At 47.4% G+C, this 16,523-nt stretch carries 12 protein-coding genes; 1 reads left to right on the top strand and 11 read right to left on the bottom strand.

Annotated elements, in window-relative coordinates; genetic code table 11:
- Window positions 1-42: 42 nt before the first annotated feature.
- From F3J36_RS03165 to F3J36_RS03135, 7 genes are read right to left on the bottom strand one after another with little or no spacing between them, the layout of a single operon-like run.
- Window positions 43-3,222, bottom strand: a complete 3,180-nt coding sequence (locus F3J36_RS03165; protein ID WP_166718905.1) for a tail fiber domain-containing protein — start codon at window positions 3,220-3,222, stop codon at window positions 43-45.
- A 29-nt stretch (window positions 3,223-3,251) separates the two neighbouring features.
- Window positions 3,252-6,527: a tail fiber domain-containing protein gene (locus tag F3J36_RS03160; RefSeq protein ID WP_166718904.1), complete on the bottom strand. Its 3,276-nt coding sequence runs from the start codon at window positions 6,525-6,527 to the stop codon at window positions 3,252-3,254.
- Between the two features lie 15 nt (window positions 6,528-6,542).
- The gene (locus tag F3J36_RS03155; RefSeq protein ID WP_166718903.1) at window positions 6,543-7,319 is read right to left on the bottom strand and encodes a hypothetical protein; all 777 of its coding nucleotides are present in this window, start codon (window positions 7,317-7,319) and stop codon (window positions 6,543-6,545) included.
- Window positions 7,316-7,693, bottom strand: a complete 378-nt coding sequence (locus F3J36_RS03150) for a hypothetical protein (RefSeq protein WP_166718902.1) — start codon at window positions 7,691-7,693, stop codon at window positions 7,316-7,318. Before F3J36_RS03150 ends, F3J36_RS03155 begins: the two co-directional genes overlap by 4 nt.
- Window positions 7,690-10,818, bottom strand: a complete 3,129-nt coding sequence (locus F3J36_RS03145; protein ID WP_166718901.1) for a host specificity protein J — start codon at window positions 10,816-10,818, stop codon at window positions 7,690-7,692. The genes F3J36_RS03150 and F3J36_RS03145 overlap by 4 nt, the downstream gene beginning before the upstream one ends.
- 50 nt (window positions 10,819-10,868) lie before the next feature.
- Entirely contained in the window at window positions 10,869-11,459 is a 591-nt protein-coding gene (locus tag F3J36_RS03140) for a tail assembly protein (protein WP_166718900.1), read from the bottom strand.
- Between the two features lie 9 nt (window positions 11,460-11,468).
- Entirely contained in the window at window positions 11,469-12,068 is a 600-nt protein-coding gene (locus F3J36_RS03135) for a tail assembly protein (RefSeq protein WP_166719122.1), read from the bottom strand.
- Between the two features lie 143 nt (window positions 12,069-12,211).
- On the opposite strand from F3J36_RS03135, the gene F3J36_RS03130 reads away from it, so the two are divergent.
- Window positions 12,212-12,595, top strand: coding sequence for a hypothetical protein (locus F3J36_RS03130; RefSeq protein WP_166718899.1), 384 nt, complete (start codon window positions 12,212-12,214; stop codon window positions 12,593-12,595).
- 46 nt (window positions 12,596-12,641) lie between these two features.
- Here the strand turns inward: F3J36_RS03130 and F3J36_RS03125 are convergent, their stop codons facing one another.
- From F3J36_RS03125 to F3J36_RS03110, 4 genes are all read right to left on the bottom strand, one after another.
- Window positions 12,642-14,669 carry an autotransporter outer membrane beta-barrel domain-containing protein gene (locus F3J36_RS03125; protein ID WP_166718898.1) on the bottom strand — a complete coding sequence of 676 codons (2,028 nt, stop codon included), beginning with the start codon at window positions 14,667-14,669 and terminating at the stop codon, window positions 12,642-12,644.
- 209 nt (window positions 14,670-14,878) lie between these two features.
- Complete coding sequence (locus F3J36_RS03120) at window positions 14,879-15,220, bottom strand: energy transducer TonB (protein WP_166718897.1); 342 nt, start codon at window positions 15,218-15,220, stop codon at window positions 14,879-14,881.
- Between the two features lie 74 nt (window positions 15,221-15,294).
- On the bottom strand, window positions 15,295-16,005 hold the full coding sequence (locus tag F3J36_RS03115) for a C40 family peptidase (protein ID WP_166718896.1): 711 nt from the start codon (window positions 16,003-16,005) through the stop codon (window positions 15,295-15,297).
- 41 nt (window positions 16,006-16,046) lie between these two features.
- Window positions 16,047-16,502 carry a hypothetical protein gene (locus tag F3J36_RS03110; protein ID WP_166718895.1) on the bottom strand — a complete coding sequence of 152 codons (456 nt, stop codon included), beginning with the start codon at window positions 16,500-16,502 and terminating at the stop codon, window positions 16,047-16,049.
- Window positions 16,503-16,523 lie beyond the last annotated feature (21 nt).

Genomic DNA, 16,523 nt, shown 5'->3' with positions numbered 1-16,523 from the left:
AAGAATGATGGAATTGATTAACTCTCATTCTATGCGAATTAATCAGCTTGTCTCTTCAGGCTGAAGATCATGATAGGAGGTATCGCCCTTATTTATCATTTCGTCATCTAAGGAGGTGTTAATTTTAGAGCATAAATCATTTAATTTATCTCTTCCGGCACCATTCGGATCATCAAAAATGTCTTTTATCATCAAAAGCATTTCTTTTATCGATTCGGTATGAAGTGCTGTTATGCATCCATAGTCGAGCGCTAGATAAGATTCAAGAACTGAACCATCAGAAAATTGAATTGGTTGGGGAACTTCAGTACAGCTTTGAGGAAATTCTTTAACAATGTCCTGAGCAATGACACCCGCCGAGTCGTGACCATTTTTATCATAAGTCATCCCCCTCATTCCGACGGTTTTCTCTAAACTATTCTCTATGAATTTCTTATTAAACTTTAATCTTGAATCTGACGTTTGATTAAATGATGCCGCATAACAACCTTGCGCTCCTCCGCGAACCTGAAACGTCGTTGTTCCGTTCATTATTGTTCGCCAGCTATGATATTCTCCTGCAACCAAATAATAACCTAAGTAACAGTTATAATTTGTATCAGCTGCGGTCATTATCAAAGCATTATTGCTGACATTTCCTGTTGATTCAGTGGCAAGATTACTGGAAATAATAACATCTGCGCTGTTTATTCTTCCAGCAATATCGATTCCGACATTATAAAGGTGCATTCTTCCTACACCCGCACTATCCTGAAAGCGAACGGAGCCATCATCGAGAGCACGAATCACCGCCCCACCGCGACTGTAAAGCCCTAGTTCACCTGATTCGGCAATGATATCTGTTCCAACACCCCCAGAACCAGACGCTCCAGAGTTTATAGCTAAAACATTCGTATTCGTTCCATCGGATGATTCAATGATCGATGAACGTGCGGTGGTGGTTCCAAATGTTGTTCTTGCTCGAAATGTGGAGGTTGTTTCTATCGCACCCGCAACATCATATTCGCTAGTGACTGAACCTCCATATACAACAGCGCCAGAACCAGGCTCATCTTCATCAGCATTGATGACATTAAAAACAGTACTTGCCGATTCAAACACCCCACTCACACGAATCAGCCAAATGCCCTTAACAGAATTCGGACGAACCTCAGTCGTTGAGGTATTACCATATGCTGAATTAGAATTTGACGCGTCAAACCTCATGGTTCCGTATGACCGAACTGAAGCATGAGTAGTCAGATCTGCTGGAGTTCTATAGTTGGAGGTGTCACCTTCAGCTCCTACACAGAATCCCGTATAACCTGCAATAATATTAGCTGCACCCTCAGCATGAAGCTGAAATGAACCAGTAATATTCGGTGCGGCTGAAGGTCGAATTGTTCCTACTCCACCCCCTTCGCTACCACCGTCCCCCCTTAAGAACAATCCCTCAATAGCATTCAAAGTTGAATCAGTGGGATGTACAAAGAGACCATTCAAATCAGGCATTCGAAATGTTGTTGATCCGTCCCCTGTGCTATATGACCCGCGAGAAGTCCGCGTTCCTTGCCAGGTGTCATCATCAATACTTTGGAATATGTCAGAAGAAATCGCTTCCCATAAGTCAGGATAATCAGCGCGATTAAGAAGTTGCCCATCTGCGGCCAAATGTGCTGCGGGTAAAGCCGCGCGCGTTCCGACAAACCATTCTACAGCACCGACAAAATTGTTCATCACCCCGTTAAGGGTTGAACCATCGCTTGAACCACCAGCAACAGCCGCGCGTAATTGACGTAAAGTGACTAATTCATTATCTGCTGAGGCATCTCGACCGACACCTAATGCACCCTCAAAGGTCACATCATTACCGTTTACGGTATCGATGTTTAATCCTTCACTTGTGATTAATGTTCCTGCTAAATTCGGTAAAACCCAGGATGTCGTAACATCCTCTGAACCGCTTGAATCCACAAGAACGATTTCACCTCCTGCTGTTAAGCCGTCATTAAAGGTGGAATGCAAACTGATTGCTGAGATATCAGTTTGATTGACCTGATACGTTGAGGTTAAATCTCCACCTTGAGCAACATCACCTGTTGATCCTAATTCACTATCAGAATAGATAGAATTGAAAGATTGTGGTTCTGTTGCGTTCTCACCTGCTATTAACGAGCCTTTAAAATAAACATCATTTGTATCTGAATCTACATGATCAATCGTAGCCGCGAGAGCATTATTATTCTCAAGATCGGCGGCGGCTGCTTCCGCACGGTCAGCGCTATCGCTCGCATCAGACGCGCTTTGTGCGGCATTGGTCATCGCATCCTGTATCCCTTCAGCTGAATTCGATGCATTTGTTTCGCTGGTTGCTGCTGCTGCTGCGCTATCACTCGCATCTGACGCGCTTTGCGCTGCTTCATCTGCTGAACGGCTGGCATTACTTTCAGAGGTTGCAGCATTGTTTTCAGAGGTTAAAGCATTCGCTTCGCTTGTCGCGGCATTGGTTTCGCTTGTACTGGCGGCTGAGGCAGAATCGGCTGCATTACTTTCTGATGTTGCGGCGGCGCTTGCAGAATCTGACGCCGCTGAAGCGCTTGCGGCTGCCTGAGCGACAGCATCGCCGATAGAGTCCGCTGAGGCTTGCGCATCGGTTGCGCTTTGATCGGCGGCGGTTGCGCTATTCGATGCATTCTGTTCGCTTGTCGCGGCATTACTGGCGCTTGTTGCTGCGTTGGTTTCAGATGTGCTTGCCGCTGTTGCTGCATCGCTGGCGGTTGTCGCATCTGAATTCACCTGATCAGCAATCGCATTGATCGTATCGAGATTGGTGAGGTCAATCCCCTTTGATGCCTCTAACCAGCTAACACCTGAATACTGAGTTCCATCAGGTAAGGTAACGGTAATGTCATCATCAACACTGAATACTTGCTGCCAGTTATCCTTATCAAGATTCAATCCGCGTATGGCGCGTGTCGTCTGATAAACGAGATCCATCGGGATTGAAACCATTTGGTTTTGTGGCACTGAATTGAACGAAACACTTGCTGTTGTCGGGCCATCGAAATCATCAGCAAACGTTAAAGCGGTATCGCTTGTAATCGTCAATATAGGATAGGTGTAAAGGGTTCCTCCAATCGTAAACAAGATATAATCGCCAACGCTCAGTTCGGATGTGAACGCGGTATCCATACCGACGACATCACTCGAACCATTCTCAACAGAAATAGTTCCTGAAGCCATAATAAGCCCTAGATTAATTAAGATTGGATTTAAATGTGAACGCCTCTGAGTTCATTTAAATTTTCTTTAAAGCTCTCGTTATCTCCGTCAGCCAGATAACCCAACGCCGCAATTAAAGACTTTGTTTTTTCTTTTTCAGCCTTCAGTTCATCTGAAATTGATGATATTGAGGAATTTAAATCTTTTACCTGAGTTCTTAACTCTTGAACGCAAACAACAACATCAGCAAGAATCGCCCGATCTCTGACATTCAGGACAGTAAACTTATTCCCTTCGCTGTCGATATTCTCGCCGTTTAAGTGAGTATAAAGTTCATCTATCTCCTGAACTTGTTGCGCAATACATCCCCGCTCTTTTATTCCTGACCGGATCCATTCAAATTCGATGACCTCTATCTGATCAATTCTTTCTCCAGCGCCAGGTGTCGTCGGCTGGATGTTCGTTTTCATCCTTCGGTCAGAACCTCCGGCTGTTAATTGACCTAAAGGTGAAGATGTTGTTTCGTCTTGATTAAATGACCAACTCCAGTCTGTACCATATCCATTTAAGTTAAATATCCCTCTTGCCATCACTCCGACTTCTTCCTGATGATACATCCCAAAAAAGCCACCTCTAGTATCACCTCGTGCTCCTCTTCCTATCAATAAAGCTTTGACTGCTGGGGTGTTAAGATAATTTCCATTTGTCGGAGAGCTGGGAGCGGTTGTCGCAGTAACTACTTCCCCATTGACCGCTTGAATAGGACCTGTTAAAGCGTCAATTTGTCCTGGTGTGACAAAGTGACCTTCACCTGTCATGAAAAAGCTCTGAACGGCCTCTGAATCCTGAGAGACCTGGAAGACCAAACCGCCATCAGCTGAATTTCGGTAAGCATACATCTGACCAAAACTTTGAGTCGTCTCAGATCGGTAATGTCCACCCGTTCGATTATTATCCGACCCGGCACCACTTGCCTCGCGATAGACCATCCCTGTTTTATCAAACTGGATCTGATCTGTTGTGACGGTATCGCCTGAGGAATCGATGATTTCAATCATCGCTGAAGGAATAGTACCGACGGTTAATTGGGAACGTAATCGAGCAACAACATAATCTGATCCATCAACCTGATAAACTGATTGTAAATCTCCTCCGTTTACAACAACTCCTGAATCAGGAAGTGCATCGATTGCGTTGATAACATTGAAATTCGTATCTGATGAAACGAACGATCCGTTTACACGTATCAACCACATACCAGAAACAGAAGGCGGTCTAACTTCTGAAAGATTATCTTTATATATACTGCTCCCGCGACTGGCATTGAAATTCAGATCAAATAACCCGCTCGAAGACGGAGATGTTCCTGTCCCTGCGTATGTTGGAGCTGTAATCCCTGACCACATTAAAACGCCAGATCCTTGATTGCTTGATGTTGCACCACCACTTAAATTAGATCCTAGATTTCCCAGGGATCCTGAAATGTTAGGAATAGCACTCGTTCTAACCTCACCAGGCAACATGCCATCTTCATCACCTCGAAGGAAAATTCCTTGAGTTGACCCACTTTGACGACCATTAAGATCGGGTAATCTGAACGTTGTAGAGCCGTCGCCAGTAGAATAATAACCTCGATTACTTGCTGATGATTGCCATGTTATTTCATCTATACTGGCATATAATCCAGCTTCAACCGCTGCCCAAAGGTCAGGGTAATCTGTTCGAGTTAATTCCTGTCCATCAGCCGGGAGATGGCCAGCTCGATCAACTCCTCGCGCGCCATTCACCCAAACAACCCCTCCAATAAGATTATTCATAACCCCGTTTAAAGTCGCACCATTATCGCCTCCCACACCAGCTAAAGCTGTATTGAGTTGCCGTAATGTCACTAACTCTGTATCGCGAGAGGCATCAACTGTGACCCCGACGGAACCTTTAAAATTAACAACGGTATCGCTTGCTGAACTCATTCCAGCGGCATCGAGGTTAAGTAATTGCCCTTCAGTATTAGGCATCGACCATGATTTCGTTGACGTTTCGTCTCCGGTTGAATCCGTCAGCACAATATCGACTGTCGGATCATTGCCAACTGTCACATTCGTTTGAATGGTTGCGGACAAATATTCGTCATCACCAACGATGATCGATGTTTTTATTACTCCGCCATTAACAACATCGCCCGTCACAGGTTCATTCGCCAGGACAAAAGCGGCATTCATTTCTGATGGATCCGTTGAGGTATATCCTGAAATCAAAGAACCTTTAAAATAAACGTCATTAGTATCCGTATCGATATGATCAATGGTTGCGGCTAACGCATTGTTATTTTCCAGATCTGCCGCTGCGGCTTCAGCCCGATCGGCGCTATCACTCGCATCTGATGCACTTTGTGCCGCACTGCTGACAGCGGCACTCAAACCAATGGCTGAATTCGATGCGTTGGTTTCGCTTGTCGCTGCTGAGGTTGCACTGTCTGCGGCATCTGATGCACTTTGTGCCGATGCGTCAGCCGAATCGCTGGCATTGGATTCTGAACTTGCGGCGTTACTTTCGCTTGTCGATGCGTTCTGTTCGCTAGTTGCCGCATTTTGTTCGCTTGTACTGGCTGCGGAAGCGGAATTAGCGGCATTATTTTCTGATGTTGCGGCTGCACTTGCTGAATCCGATGCGGCTGAAGCGCTTTCAGCCGCTTGCGTAACAGAATCACCTATTGAATCAAGGCTGGTTTGGGCATCAGTTGCACTTTGTGCCGCATTGGTTTCGCTTGTTGCGGCGTTTTGTTCACTTGTTGCGGCGTTAGATTCACTGGTCGCGGCGGCACTTGCGCTGTTGGCTGCGTTCGTTTCGCTGGTGGAAGCCGCATCGGCGTTAGCCTGAATTTGTGAGGCAATCGCGGTGACTTGATCCAGGTCAGTGAGATTGATTCCTTCTGCCACTTTCAACCAGCTGGGACCGGTAAAGGTCGTACCATCTGGATTTGTGATTGTGACATCATCATCAACAGTTAAAAGCTGATTCCAGTTATCCCGATCGGTTTGGTTTCCTCTTAGTGCTTGAGTGGTTTGATTCACCAGTGATGCAGGGATTGGAATCAACTGAGTGATTGGCACGACCTCATATGTGAGGCTGGATGTCGTTGTGCCATTGAATCCCATCGCAATTGTTAAGCTTGAATCACTGTCAACGGTGGCAACAGGATAGGTATATTGGACGCCGCCAATCGCAAAGGAAATATAATCACCCGCATTCACATCAGTTGTAAAAGTGGTGCCATCTCCAGTGATGGTGGTTGAGGCGTTAGTAACGGTAATCGTTCCCGATGGCATAAATAAACCCTCAGATTAGGAAGCGGATACACTAATCGAGTTGTAGTTTGTGGGGAGAGAAGAGACGTCAACAGCCATGACGTGTGAAAGGCTTGCATCATGCATCCAGCCCGTCGCCGGAGCTTCATCGAGAAATTCACCTCTTGGCACTAGCGAGATCATCACCTCGTTACTTGCTCCATCAAAGTGAAAGGATTCATATAACACGATACCAAAGGTGCCCAGACCCTGATAAATCCAGCCTCGCGGATTGGGCATCGATCCAGCGAGTGTTCCGGCACCCATCGTTCCGACGCTTGTCCAGTTTGAACCACCCGGATCGCTGGCATGATTCGGGAAACCCGGGTCGAGCCATTTGATATTCACGACCTTCATGAAATTCCATCCGGCATCAAAGATGATATTCCCTGAACCGTCGAAGGCCTGGATGCCATAATCTGATCGCTCAGGAGGAACCCATTGATCGAAAATGTAATATTGCATCGTGCCTATTGTGAGGTTGTACCATTTCAAAACGGTTCCTCGTTTTTGGGTAGCACCATTCGCCCCTGCAATGTGTTCCTGAATGCCTGGGATATAAGCAATGCGCGAACTCGATGTCATGGGTCGAAAGAAAACCAATGGCGCGTTCATCGCGCTGATATCCATATACGCGTGATTATAATATTGGCTGGTCGTATTAAAGTTTGCGTCTGAGAATTGACCGGATGACCGTAAAACAAAATTCACATCCGTTGTTGTCTGTATTGCCAGGTCATGTGAATTGATAACCTCTAATACAAAGTCAGTCATAAATCATGTGGCCCGTAATAAACACCCCAATACACCATTAACCCGCCTATCCATAATCCTGTTGCCAAATCGTCAGGGAATGAGGCGATGTTATTGTTGTACGAAAGCGTGATTGAACCCGAACCGATGGTGATGTTGGGGGTGAGATAAGCGAAGGTTTCCGTATTCGGCACCGTTATCCCGGCAATCGGGACAAAAAACGTAAAGGGTGTGCCACCTGAAAAGTCAGCTGCAAAGCTTACCGAATATGGAGCCTGAAACGTATATTGCGAAATCGGAATCTGAAACGAACCCTTAAGTCTGGAAAACATCACGCTCGTATCAAACTGAAGTCCGGCACTTGCGTTAAATCCCTGAAAACCAAAATCACTCATAGGCGTCCCACCTTAAAACGAACCACATTATTCGCATCCGTAAAAATAAGGTTGTTGTCATTCTTACTCAGCCGCCAGCCTCCGCCGTTTCCGTAAGAAGATGACTGAATAACGTCCTGAATTTTGGCGCTGGTAATGGTCGCATCTTCGATGAATGCGGAATTTATATAGGTTTGAGAATTCACAACAGAAAACGCCAGCTGATAGTTTGTGGGGTCTGAACCGTTATAGATACCGAACTGATCCGCACTGAACACGATGGTCGATTCATACCCGCCATTTGTTGCAGGAGCGATACCGACGGCCATCCCGCCTGAATAGAAGGTTCCACTACGTGTGACACCGACCTCAAGCGAGAATGTCGCGGTGGCCGTGCCGTCATCCGTGACGTTTGCCGTCAGCTTTTCATCAATCAGCGCGGCGGTATCATCGATTTCCGCATCTAGCCGCGTTTCCAGATCGGCTAAGGCCTGATTCTGGTCCGCGACCGTCGTACTGATAGTAAGAATTTCGGCGTGAACCTCTCCATATTGCTGATATTGACGCTCTACAGTGGCATTGTTCGCGAGCGCATTCTCAAGAATCGCGGCTGCATTATCGGCGATATTCTGATTAATCGCCTGGAATGCAGGTGACGCCTCAATCTCTTTACTGATGTCGCCGATAATGTCCGGGATATTCTCTGATGCCTCACCATGGATCCAGTCGGTATAACCTGACTCATTCCCGGTTTTGTCCACCAGCTGCGCGCGGAACCAGAATCCCTGACCCGAGACTAAACCCTGCATTACGTAAACATGACTGGGATAAGCGACATCGGCGAGCAAGGTCGCATCGGTTCCCTCAGCATTCGTCGCGGTCTGGATGGTCGTCTTGAGTGTATCCTCTGTGTTATCAGGAAAGCCCCAGGTTAACGTAATCCCCCAGACAACATCTGTTGATGCGTTAAAGCCAACAGGCAAGGGAGGATTACCCACCTTACCTGTTAAATCCACCAGATCCGAATTCGCCCATCCTGATGATATCTCAGCGGCGTTAATCGCTCTGACCCGCGCCTGATAGGTGCCTGTGTAGATTGCCGGAACCTCAAAGGAGATGGTCGAGGTGCGGGGAACATTGATCCAGTTCGAGGAATTGCGTCGCCACTGCGCTTCATAGGCCAATGCGTTATCCGTCGGATCCCACTGAACGCGCATTGTCTGGAGACTGATACCCTGATTCACCACCGAATATTCATCGATGACAATATTCGAAGGCGCGTTCTGTGTGCCAGCGGGTATTACGCTGACAGGTCGGGTATCGAGCTGCGCGCCATTATCGATCGCATCGTATTTCGAGGAATCGTAAGTGCTCCCGGTGATACTGAAATTCCCGTCATCATCCATACTGACCATCGAGACGCGATAGAGCTGGGCTAGCACCTCCGTTGATTCGACGATCCACACTGATTCTGTCTCTGGTGTTTCAGTATAGGCCACCGAGACCGTCACGATGTTTTCGGCGATCGACTCAATGGTTCTTGCCTCTGAAGTGCCTGAGGGTAAGTTAAGCTGTAGTCGGTCTCCCTCATTTGCATCCGGCGTTCTGTCGAGCGTAATAATCCGACCATCAACCGATCGAATGCGTCCACCTGCTACCCGACCCGATAAATACTCATCGGCCACAGCAATAATATAACCGGGTAACGGAATATCCCCGTCGAGACCGACCTGAAACGTGATCACCCTGTCCTGAATGTTGGTTAAAATCCCCCAGCGCCCTCGCCTGTCTGCCTCGCTCTGTCGAGTACAGGCAATGGCTGTGAGTTCCAGCTGGTTAAACGTCTTATATCGTGTGACTAAGTCAGGTTCAAAGACAGGCTGAACGGCGTTGGCATACCCATTCGCCGGATCGGAATATGAAACGAGGGCTGAGGTATAACGGGTTTTGGTGTTTGAACTGGAATAAGCGAACTGACCGTCAATGACATTGGCGTTTGTGTAGTTGTAATCGACATCGCGCGGCATATCAGCCAGCGCGACAATCTGATCACCGGCCCAATACGTCATCCCTCTGAAAATGGCTGCAAAGTCCCGAAACACGGTATAAGCATCAGATCGGTTCTGAACATACACATCACATTTAAAGCGCGGTTCCGTTCCACTGCCTCCTAACCCGTCCGGCACCAGTTCATCACAATATTGCGCGACGGTGTAAAGCGTCCACTTATCGATGTTGTCTGAGGTCAGTCGGTCTCCCAGGCCAAACCTGTCTGTGACCACCAAATCATAAAACACCCAGGCCGGATTATCTGTCCAGGCGAGTTTAAAGGTGCCGTCCCATGTTCCGGTATAGGTTCGCGTGTCAGGATCGTAGTTATCCGGCACACGAATAATTCGACCCTTCGGTTCACAGGTGATTTGTGGCACGTTGCCTGAGAACTGACTGGAGTCGAACTCCATATAAAGTAAAGCGGTTAAGGGATAACGCAGTTTCGCGTCAATGACCTCTGTATAACTCTCAAGGGTCATCGTATCGCCAATGAGCGCCGAGTTCTGAACCGCTGTAGTGCGATTTAAACGCACTGTCCATGTTGAACCGCCCTGAGGCAAATCCACGCGATGTGAACGCTCATAACCTGTGGTCGTTTTACCTGTCACAGCGGTATCAATGACGGTGTTGAACGTGCCTCCATCGGTTGAAACCTGAATGTTATAGGCTATCGAGTAACCGTTTAAGTCACCGTTGCTGTCCTGAGAGAATAACGATGGCCATTGAATACGAAGCCGGATTGCGGAAAGGGTGGTATCGGTGAAAGTCCGAGTGAACCCCGTGGTTTCAGTAATCGTGGTTCCGACGGCAATTTCATTTTCGGTTCCTGGCAAACCCTGGATATAAGTCTGATCCTGTGTGCCTGCCCGAAATTCCCATGAGACACCGCTGAAATTACTCGACCCATCCGCATTCAGTAACGGTGTTCCGTCGAGATAAATATTCTGTCCTGTCAATTCTCCCGCAAACTCACCCTCACCGAGCGCAATCAGTATCTTTTCTTTCGCGACCGACTGGAGATCATCGGGTTGTTCAACAGGTGTTCTGGATGATGTGGAACCGCCCTTCCTGCCTGAAATCTTTTTGTTTGCCATATCGCGCCTATAAAAAAAGGCCGCTTGCGCGACCCGTCTTCACAACGTCGTTATTGCTGATCTTCGACATACATCCCGGCTGAGACGATCGCCCCGCCGATTCGCCTTTGTCCGTACAGTAACGGAACTGGATAACCCTGTGATGCGGTGTTCGTTGGTTGCCCGAATGCATAGGAAGGCTGGTTGTCTGAATCATCTTTGTAGGATAAACCCTGTGCCTGAGGCGAAAGCATTTGCACCACGCCACCGAGCGTGACCGCGACGCCTGCCTGAAAAGCAAAGTTACTTCCTGCAATCGCCGCACCCCATGGAGCAAAAATCGCGATCGCAATCAGGGCGACACCCACAATCGTTTGTAAGAGTCCGGCGCGCTTGCTGCCCATAATCACCGGAACGATGCGGATCACCTCACCCGATGCGGGTTTTTTCAGATCGTCAAAGCCAATATTGGTTTTGCCTGTAAACACAGAGAATGTCAGTCCGCGCTTTCGGCTCGATATCATGTATTTCTCAAACCCTTTGAGTGTGGCGGCGAGCGCGTGAGCGGCTTCCTGGGTTTTGCGAATCGACCTGTAATGCACTTTACCGAATGTTTTTCCCAGCACGCCTCCGAGTTCAATGCGCGTCATCACTTCGTTCATAGATGATCCTTATTGCTGGTCTTCGATATAGATTCCGGCGCTGATGACCGCGCCACCGATTCGACGCTGGCCATAGAGCAACGGCACCGGATAACCTTGTGCCGCCGTATTGACCGCCGGTCCAAAGGCATAGGAGGGGGCATTATCAGAATCGTCTTTGTGAGCCAGTCCTGGCGGCTGAGGTGATAACATCTGGATGACACCACCGATAAGCATCGCACCGCCGAATTTTGCGATACCTGCTCCGACCGCTGACGCCGTACCGCCTGTGAAGTAGCTGATAGCTACGCCAACGACCACCAGAACCGCACCGATAATCGTCTGAAAGAGTCCACTTCGTTTACTGCCGATATAAACAGGCATGATTTTGATCGTCTCGCCCGTCACCGGATAACTCAGCTCTTCGAATCCGATATTGGCTTTGCCACGAAAAACGCTATAGGTCAGCCCTCGCCGTTTGCTGGTAATCATGAAGGATTCAAACCCTTTCACCGTAGCGGCAAGCGATCGACACGCCTCCTGAGTGCGGGTAATCGAACGGTAATGAACTTTCCCAAAGGTGCGACCGAGAACGCCGCCGAGTTCAATGCGGGTCATGACTTCATTCATCGTTAATCCATTTGGAAAGAGAGATTTGAGTGATTTATTTTTAACAAAACGAATACATTTCATTAAAAATAAACCGCTCACTTTGATAAGCTTTGACAGAATAGAAGTTTATTATCCTCGCGCTTTTTAATGAGGATAACGAAGTGAAAAAATTAGTAATGCTTTTATTGTCGATGGTTGCTTTATCAGGATGTTCTATGCGCGTTGCCGATCTGACCGTCGCCAGTACCAAAAACATGAACCTGAATAGCAATGGATTTATTATTGGAAAGCGTGTGACAGGTATCGATCGTGTTCCTATCATTATTTTACCGATTGGCTATCCTAATGTTAAAGAAGCTACTGATAGAGCCATTGAAACAGATAAGTGTGCCGTGGGTCTGACTGATGTTGTTGTTGATGAAAACGGGTTTTATCTTCTTTTTGGATTCGACGGATTCAACGTGAAAGGTAATCTTATTATTGATAAGAACTTACCTGGCTGTGAAAACCGAATGCCTGAAACCGAACTTCTCGCAAGCAAATAACAAAACCCGCCGAAAGGCGGGTTTCTTATTTCAGAACGTCAATCTTTTAGAATGTCGCAGACATTCCCACATTCCACGCAATATCATTATATTCACTGTTACCGACAACCGTCGAAACACCTGCATAGGCATTCAGCACGTTATCAATCGGGATGTTTGCCCCGACAGCAACATTCATATAATTTTTATCACCCTCTGGAACGGTGGTGACAAACGAGGTCGGTGAGGTTTTCAGCCCTGAATTGATTCTGGAATTCTCATCACCCCACAAGTGATTGTAATCCACCTCTACCCACGGATTGACAGGTAAGTTTTTAGTGTCGATGCGCCATCCGAGCGTTCCGGTTTGGGTGTGATCTTCCTGAGCACCAAAGCGCATCGCGGTAGAATCATTCCCCTCTTCCTGATAACCGCCAACATGGACATAATCCCAGGCATAACCGACAACAGGAGAGGTTGAGAGGTAATCGGTGATCGGAATGTCCCAGCCTGTCTGAGCGCGAAGCCCGAACATCTTACCGTTCGTGCTGCCTTGCTCAGTACGGCGATCTGGCCCCAGATTCATTGAGCGGTTAATGCTGTCAAAGCTCAGGTCGGCAAAATGCAGATCGCCATTAATCCACCAGTGATCGAACAGCTTCAGCTGACTGAACAAACCGACCATGTTTCCGCGCAACTTGTAGTTAAAATCCCCCAGTGGTTTTTGACGGTCGTCACTGTGAGCATACATAACCCCAACTTGCCAGTTATCAAGCAGGTTATAACCAACACCTAACGAAAGATCGGTTGTGTTACCGTTTCCGTTACTCCCATCGTCATCTTTATAGTTGACGTGTGAGCCTGTATAGCCTGCATAGGTGGTGACATCGCCTTGCTGACCTGTTCCTGATTCACGCTGTTGCTGAAGGTTGCCATCAAGGGTGGTTTCCATTCCTCCCAAAAAAATTGATGGCCCCTGTGAAAGCGAACCGACCTGTTGAGGCGCTTTCATGACCGACACCAGGTAATCACTCAGGATTTTTTCCAGCGCTGGGTTTGGGTGGAAATCATCAGAGAAGAGATCGGTCTGGTCTTTGCTGAACGTATCCTGATCGGAGGTACACGTATTCGCCGCGACGCCAAATCCGCAAGCTTGCCCGATGGTATTCGTAAAACCAAATTTTTTCGGGTCATTGATAATCTCGTTAAAGAGTCCGGCAAAGTCAGGACGAACAATGTTTCCTTTGAGTTGGTCTAATCCGGCTTCTTCCTGCTGGTTATACGCTGCGGTTAAAGCTGAAACCGAACCGCTGACCTCGTCATAAGCTTGTAATAACCCTTGATAGATTTGAGCGGTTTGATCTGCATCGCCTCCCCCTAATAACTGTGCTGCACTTTGCAATGAAGCCTGAAGGGCTTTCTCGCGTGTTGCTTTATCAGGGGTTTCTTGTGTATTGGCAAACTTGATCGCCTGCTCTGCTGCGGCTGCGATCTGGTCTTGAGTCAATCCAGCTTGACCTCCGAAAGCCCCGATTGCTGTTTGTAACATGAACGGCGTATTTCCGAGGTTCGGAATGTTCGGCACGATGACCGTTCCCGCACCTGCGTTCAGGAGCTGCTTGACCTGATTCACCGACAGATTTGCACTTTTCGCCACTGTTTGAATTGCTGTTGAAGGCGTTAAGGCGGCTGTCGCGATATCGTTCGCCCCGATCCAATGGATATAGAGACCGTGAGGATCCGCTTTACCGCCGTTCGCCTGAAGATAATTGTTGATCTGCGTTTGCGTATCAAATCCTTCTGGAGCGGGAGGCGATGAAATCGAGTCCAGTGAACCATCACTGACCGCGCCACCCTCAGCGAAATTTGAACCTCCCTGGCTTGACGGTGTCAGATTTAAGCCAAAGTGCTGAGCGAAAAGTTCGTCATACATCGGATGTTGAGCGCCATCGAAGATGAAACGTCCTACATTGCCTCCGTCACTCAAGCTGTCGCCAAACGCTGTGACGGAATCAAAGTTTTGCGCGAGCGCGTGTGAACTGAAAGACACTGATACAATCAGGCTTAACAAAGAAAGCGTTGAAACCTTGCTCATTCATATCTCCACAAATATTAATTAACCTGTGATTTGACTCACTTTTTTGGAATCTCTCATTCCAGAGGTCATTTTGTGGGATATCTTCGCTTTTAATTCACAATCTAAGCGAAATCACTACTTAGGTTAAACTTTGAATGTGATCAGGTGTCGCATCAAATCTTTACCTATTCACAAAAACAAAAACCCGCCGTTCGGCGGGTTCTGAATCAGTTGGTGTATTTGATGCCAGGTTTTCTGAATGAGGCATGATAAATCAAATGATGTTGAGGATGTCCGGCTGGGAATTTCCATTCACTGACATCGTTGATCACGCCTCTAGAAAACAAATATTCAGGATGTTCAGAAAGGATATGAATGTTTTCGGTTTTCCCTCGACTATCGACATCGAATGAAACACTGACATCGCCATCAACATTCAGCGCCCAGGCTCTTGAAGGATAGGTATAGGTTCCAGGCTTCTTGTGAGAATACATCGAGGAACATCCCGACATCATCAAGACCAGAATCAGCATTATTTTTTTAAACACGATAAACCTTAATTGTGACAAGTTAACACTCCTTGCGGAGATACAAAGTGTATACGCAAGGAGTGCTAAAACTTCTCCGTTTGTGCTGATTCCTATCACATCAAATCTTTATGCCTGACGATTTTAATCGTTCGCTCACGCCAGTAACCCCCATAAGGGATCCGGTTGCTGGGTCTGCCATAAAGATGATGAAGCATCATGTTCCCGTCGAGTAAAATTCCGGCGTGGTTCCATTTCTTGCTTCGAATCTGCATCAGGATGACATCTGACGGCTGAGGTTGACCAACAAACTCGCGAAAGCCACATTCAAACCAGTTATCCCGATAGAGGTCTTCACTGTGTCCATCCTCCCACCAGGGGAAATCGACGCGGTAATCATTGAGCGTGATGTGATGAACCTGGTTGAAATAGCTCATGACCAATCCCCAGCAATCCGAATGACCGAGGACAAAAGGCCGTTCGATTAAGGGGAGTTCACCTCTGGGGTAAATGGTGTTGAGATCGCCCTCAGGCCAGCTAACGATAATCCAGGGCACCGCGCTGTCATCGCACATCGCCCGATCAAGATGGCTGGGCTGTGGGGTTGCATCTGGATGACTATGCACGATGGCGGTAATGGTGCCGAGGTCTTCGGCTCTGGCAAAATCTCTTGGGCAGAGGATAAATTGCTCTGTGGGGTCTTCGGACAGGTTATGACACGGTATGTAATACTTTGATTCGCCTGTCTGGACAATAACGCCACAACACTCATTGGGATAAACGCGCTCAGCATGACCGAAGATCTCCTTTTGTAAGGTCAGATCCATGTCTTACCCCCAAAAAAAACCCCGCTTTCGCGGGGTTCATTTTACTTTAAGATACTCCTGAGAATGTTCGGATCTCGATTGAACTCGACAAAATGAGTCGACTCAGGATTTTTGTGAGCCAGATATTCAGCGACGTCGTTCACGATGCGTTGCATGAAGATCTTCTCATTCGCATCAATGAAGAACTTCATTTCGAAATGAAACGCATCCGTATAATATTCAGCGCGGCTGAACGCGACTTCTTTTGTCGGGGTATCGGGTAACTCCACCCCCGCCATTTTCGACGCGTCGCGAATGTTCACGAACTCTGTGTTGTAAAGATGATAATAGTAATTTTCATAAAACATGGTGAGATAAAGCAAACCAAACCACATTTTATTTTTCAGGAGTTCTTCCCGTTCTTTCAGGACGTTTTTCAGGAGAGGATTTTGAATCGCCGCAATGGCATTTTCAAAATTTACCTTACCGTCAATCGTCAGAATTTTTTTATCGCTCATAGCATTCTCTCTTTTGCTGAA

Origin of the sequence: Pantoea sp. Cy-640, assembly GCF_011752635.1 — a bacterium.
Lineage (GTDB): Bacteria > Pseudomonadota > Gammaproteobacteria > Enterobacterales > Enterobacteriaceae > Pantoea > Pantoea dispersa.
This window is presented reverse-complemented; position numbering and strand designations above follow the sequence as displayed.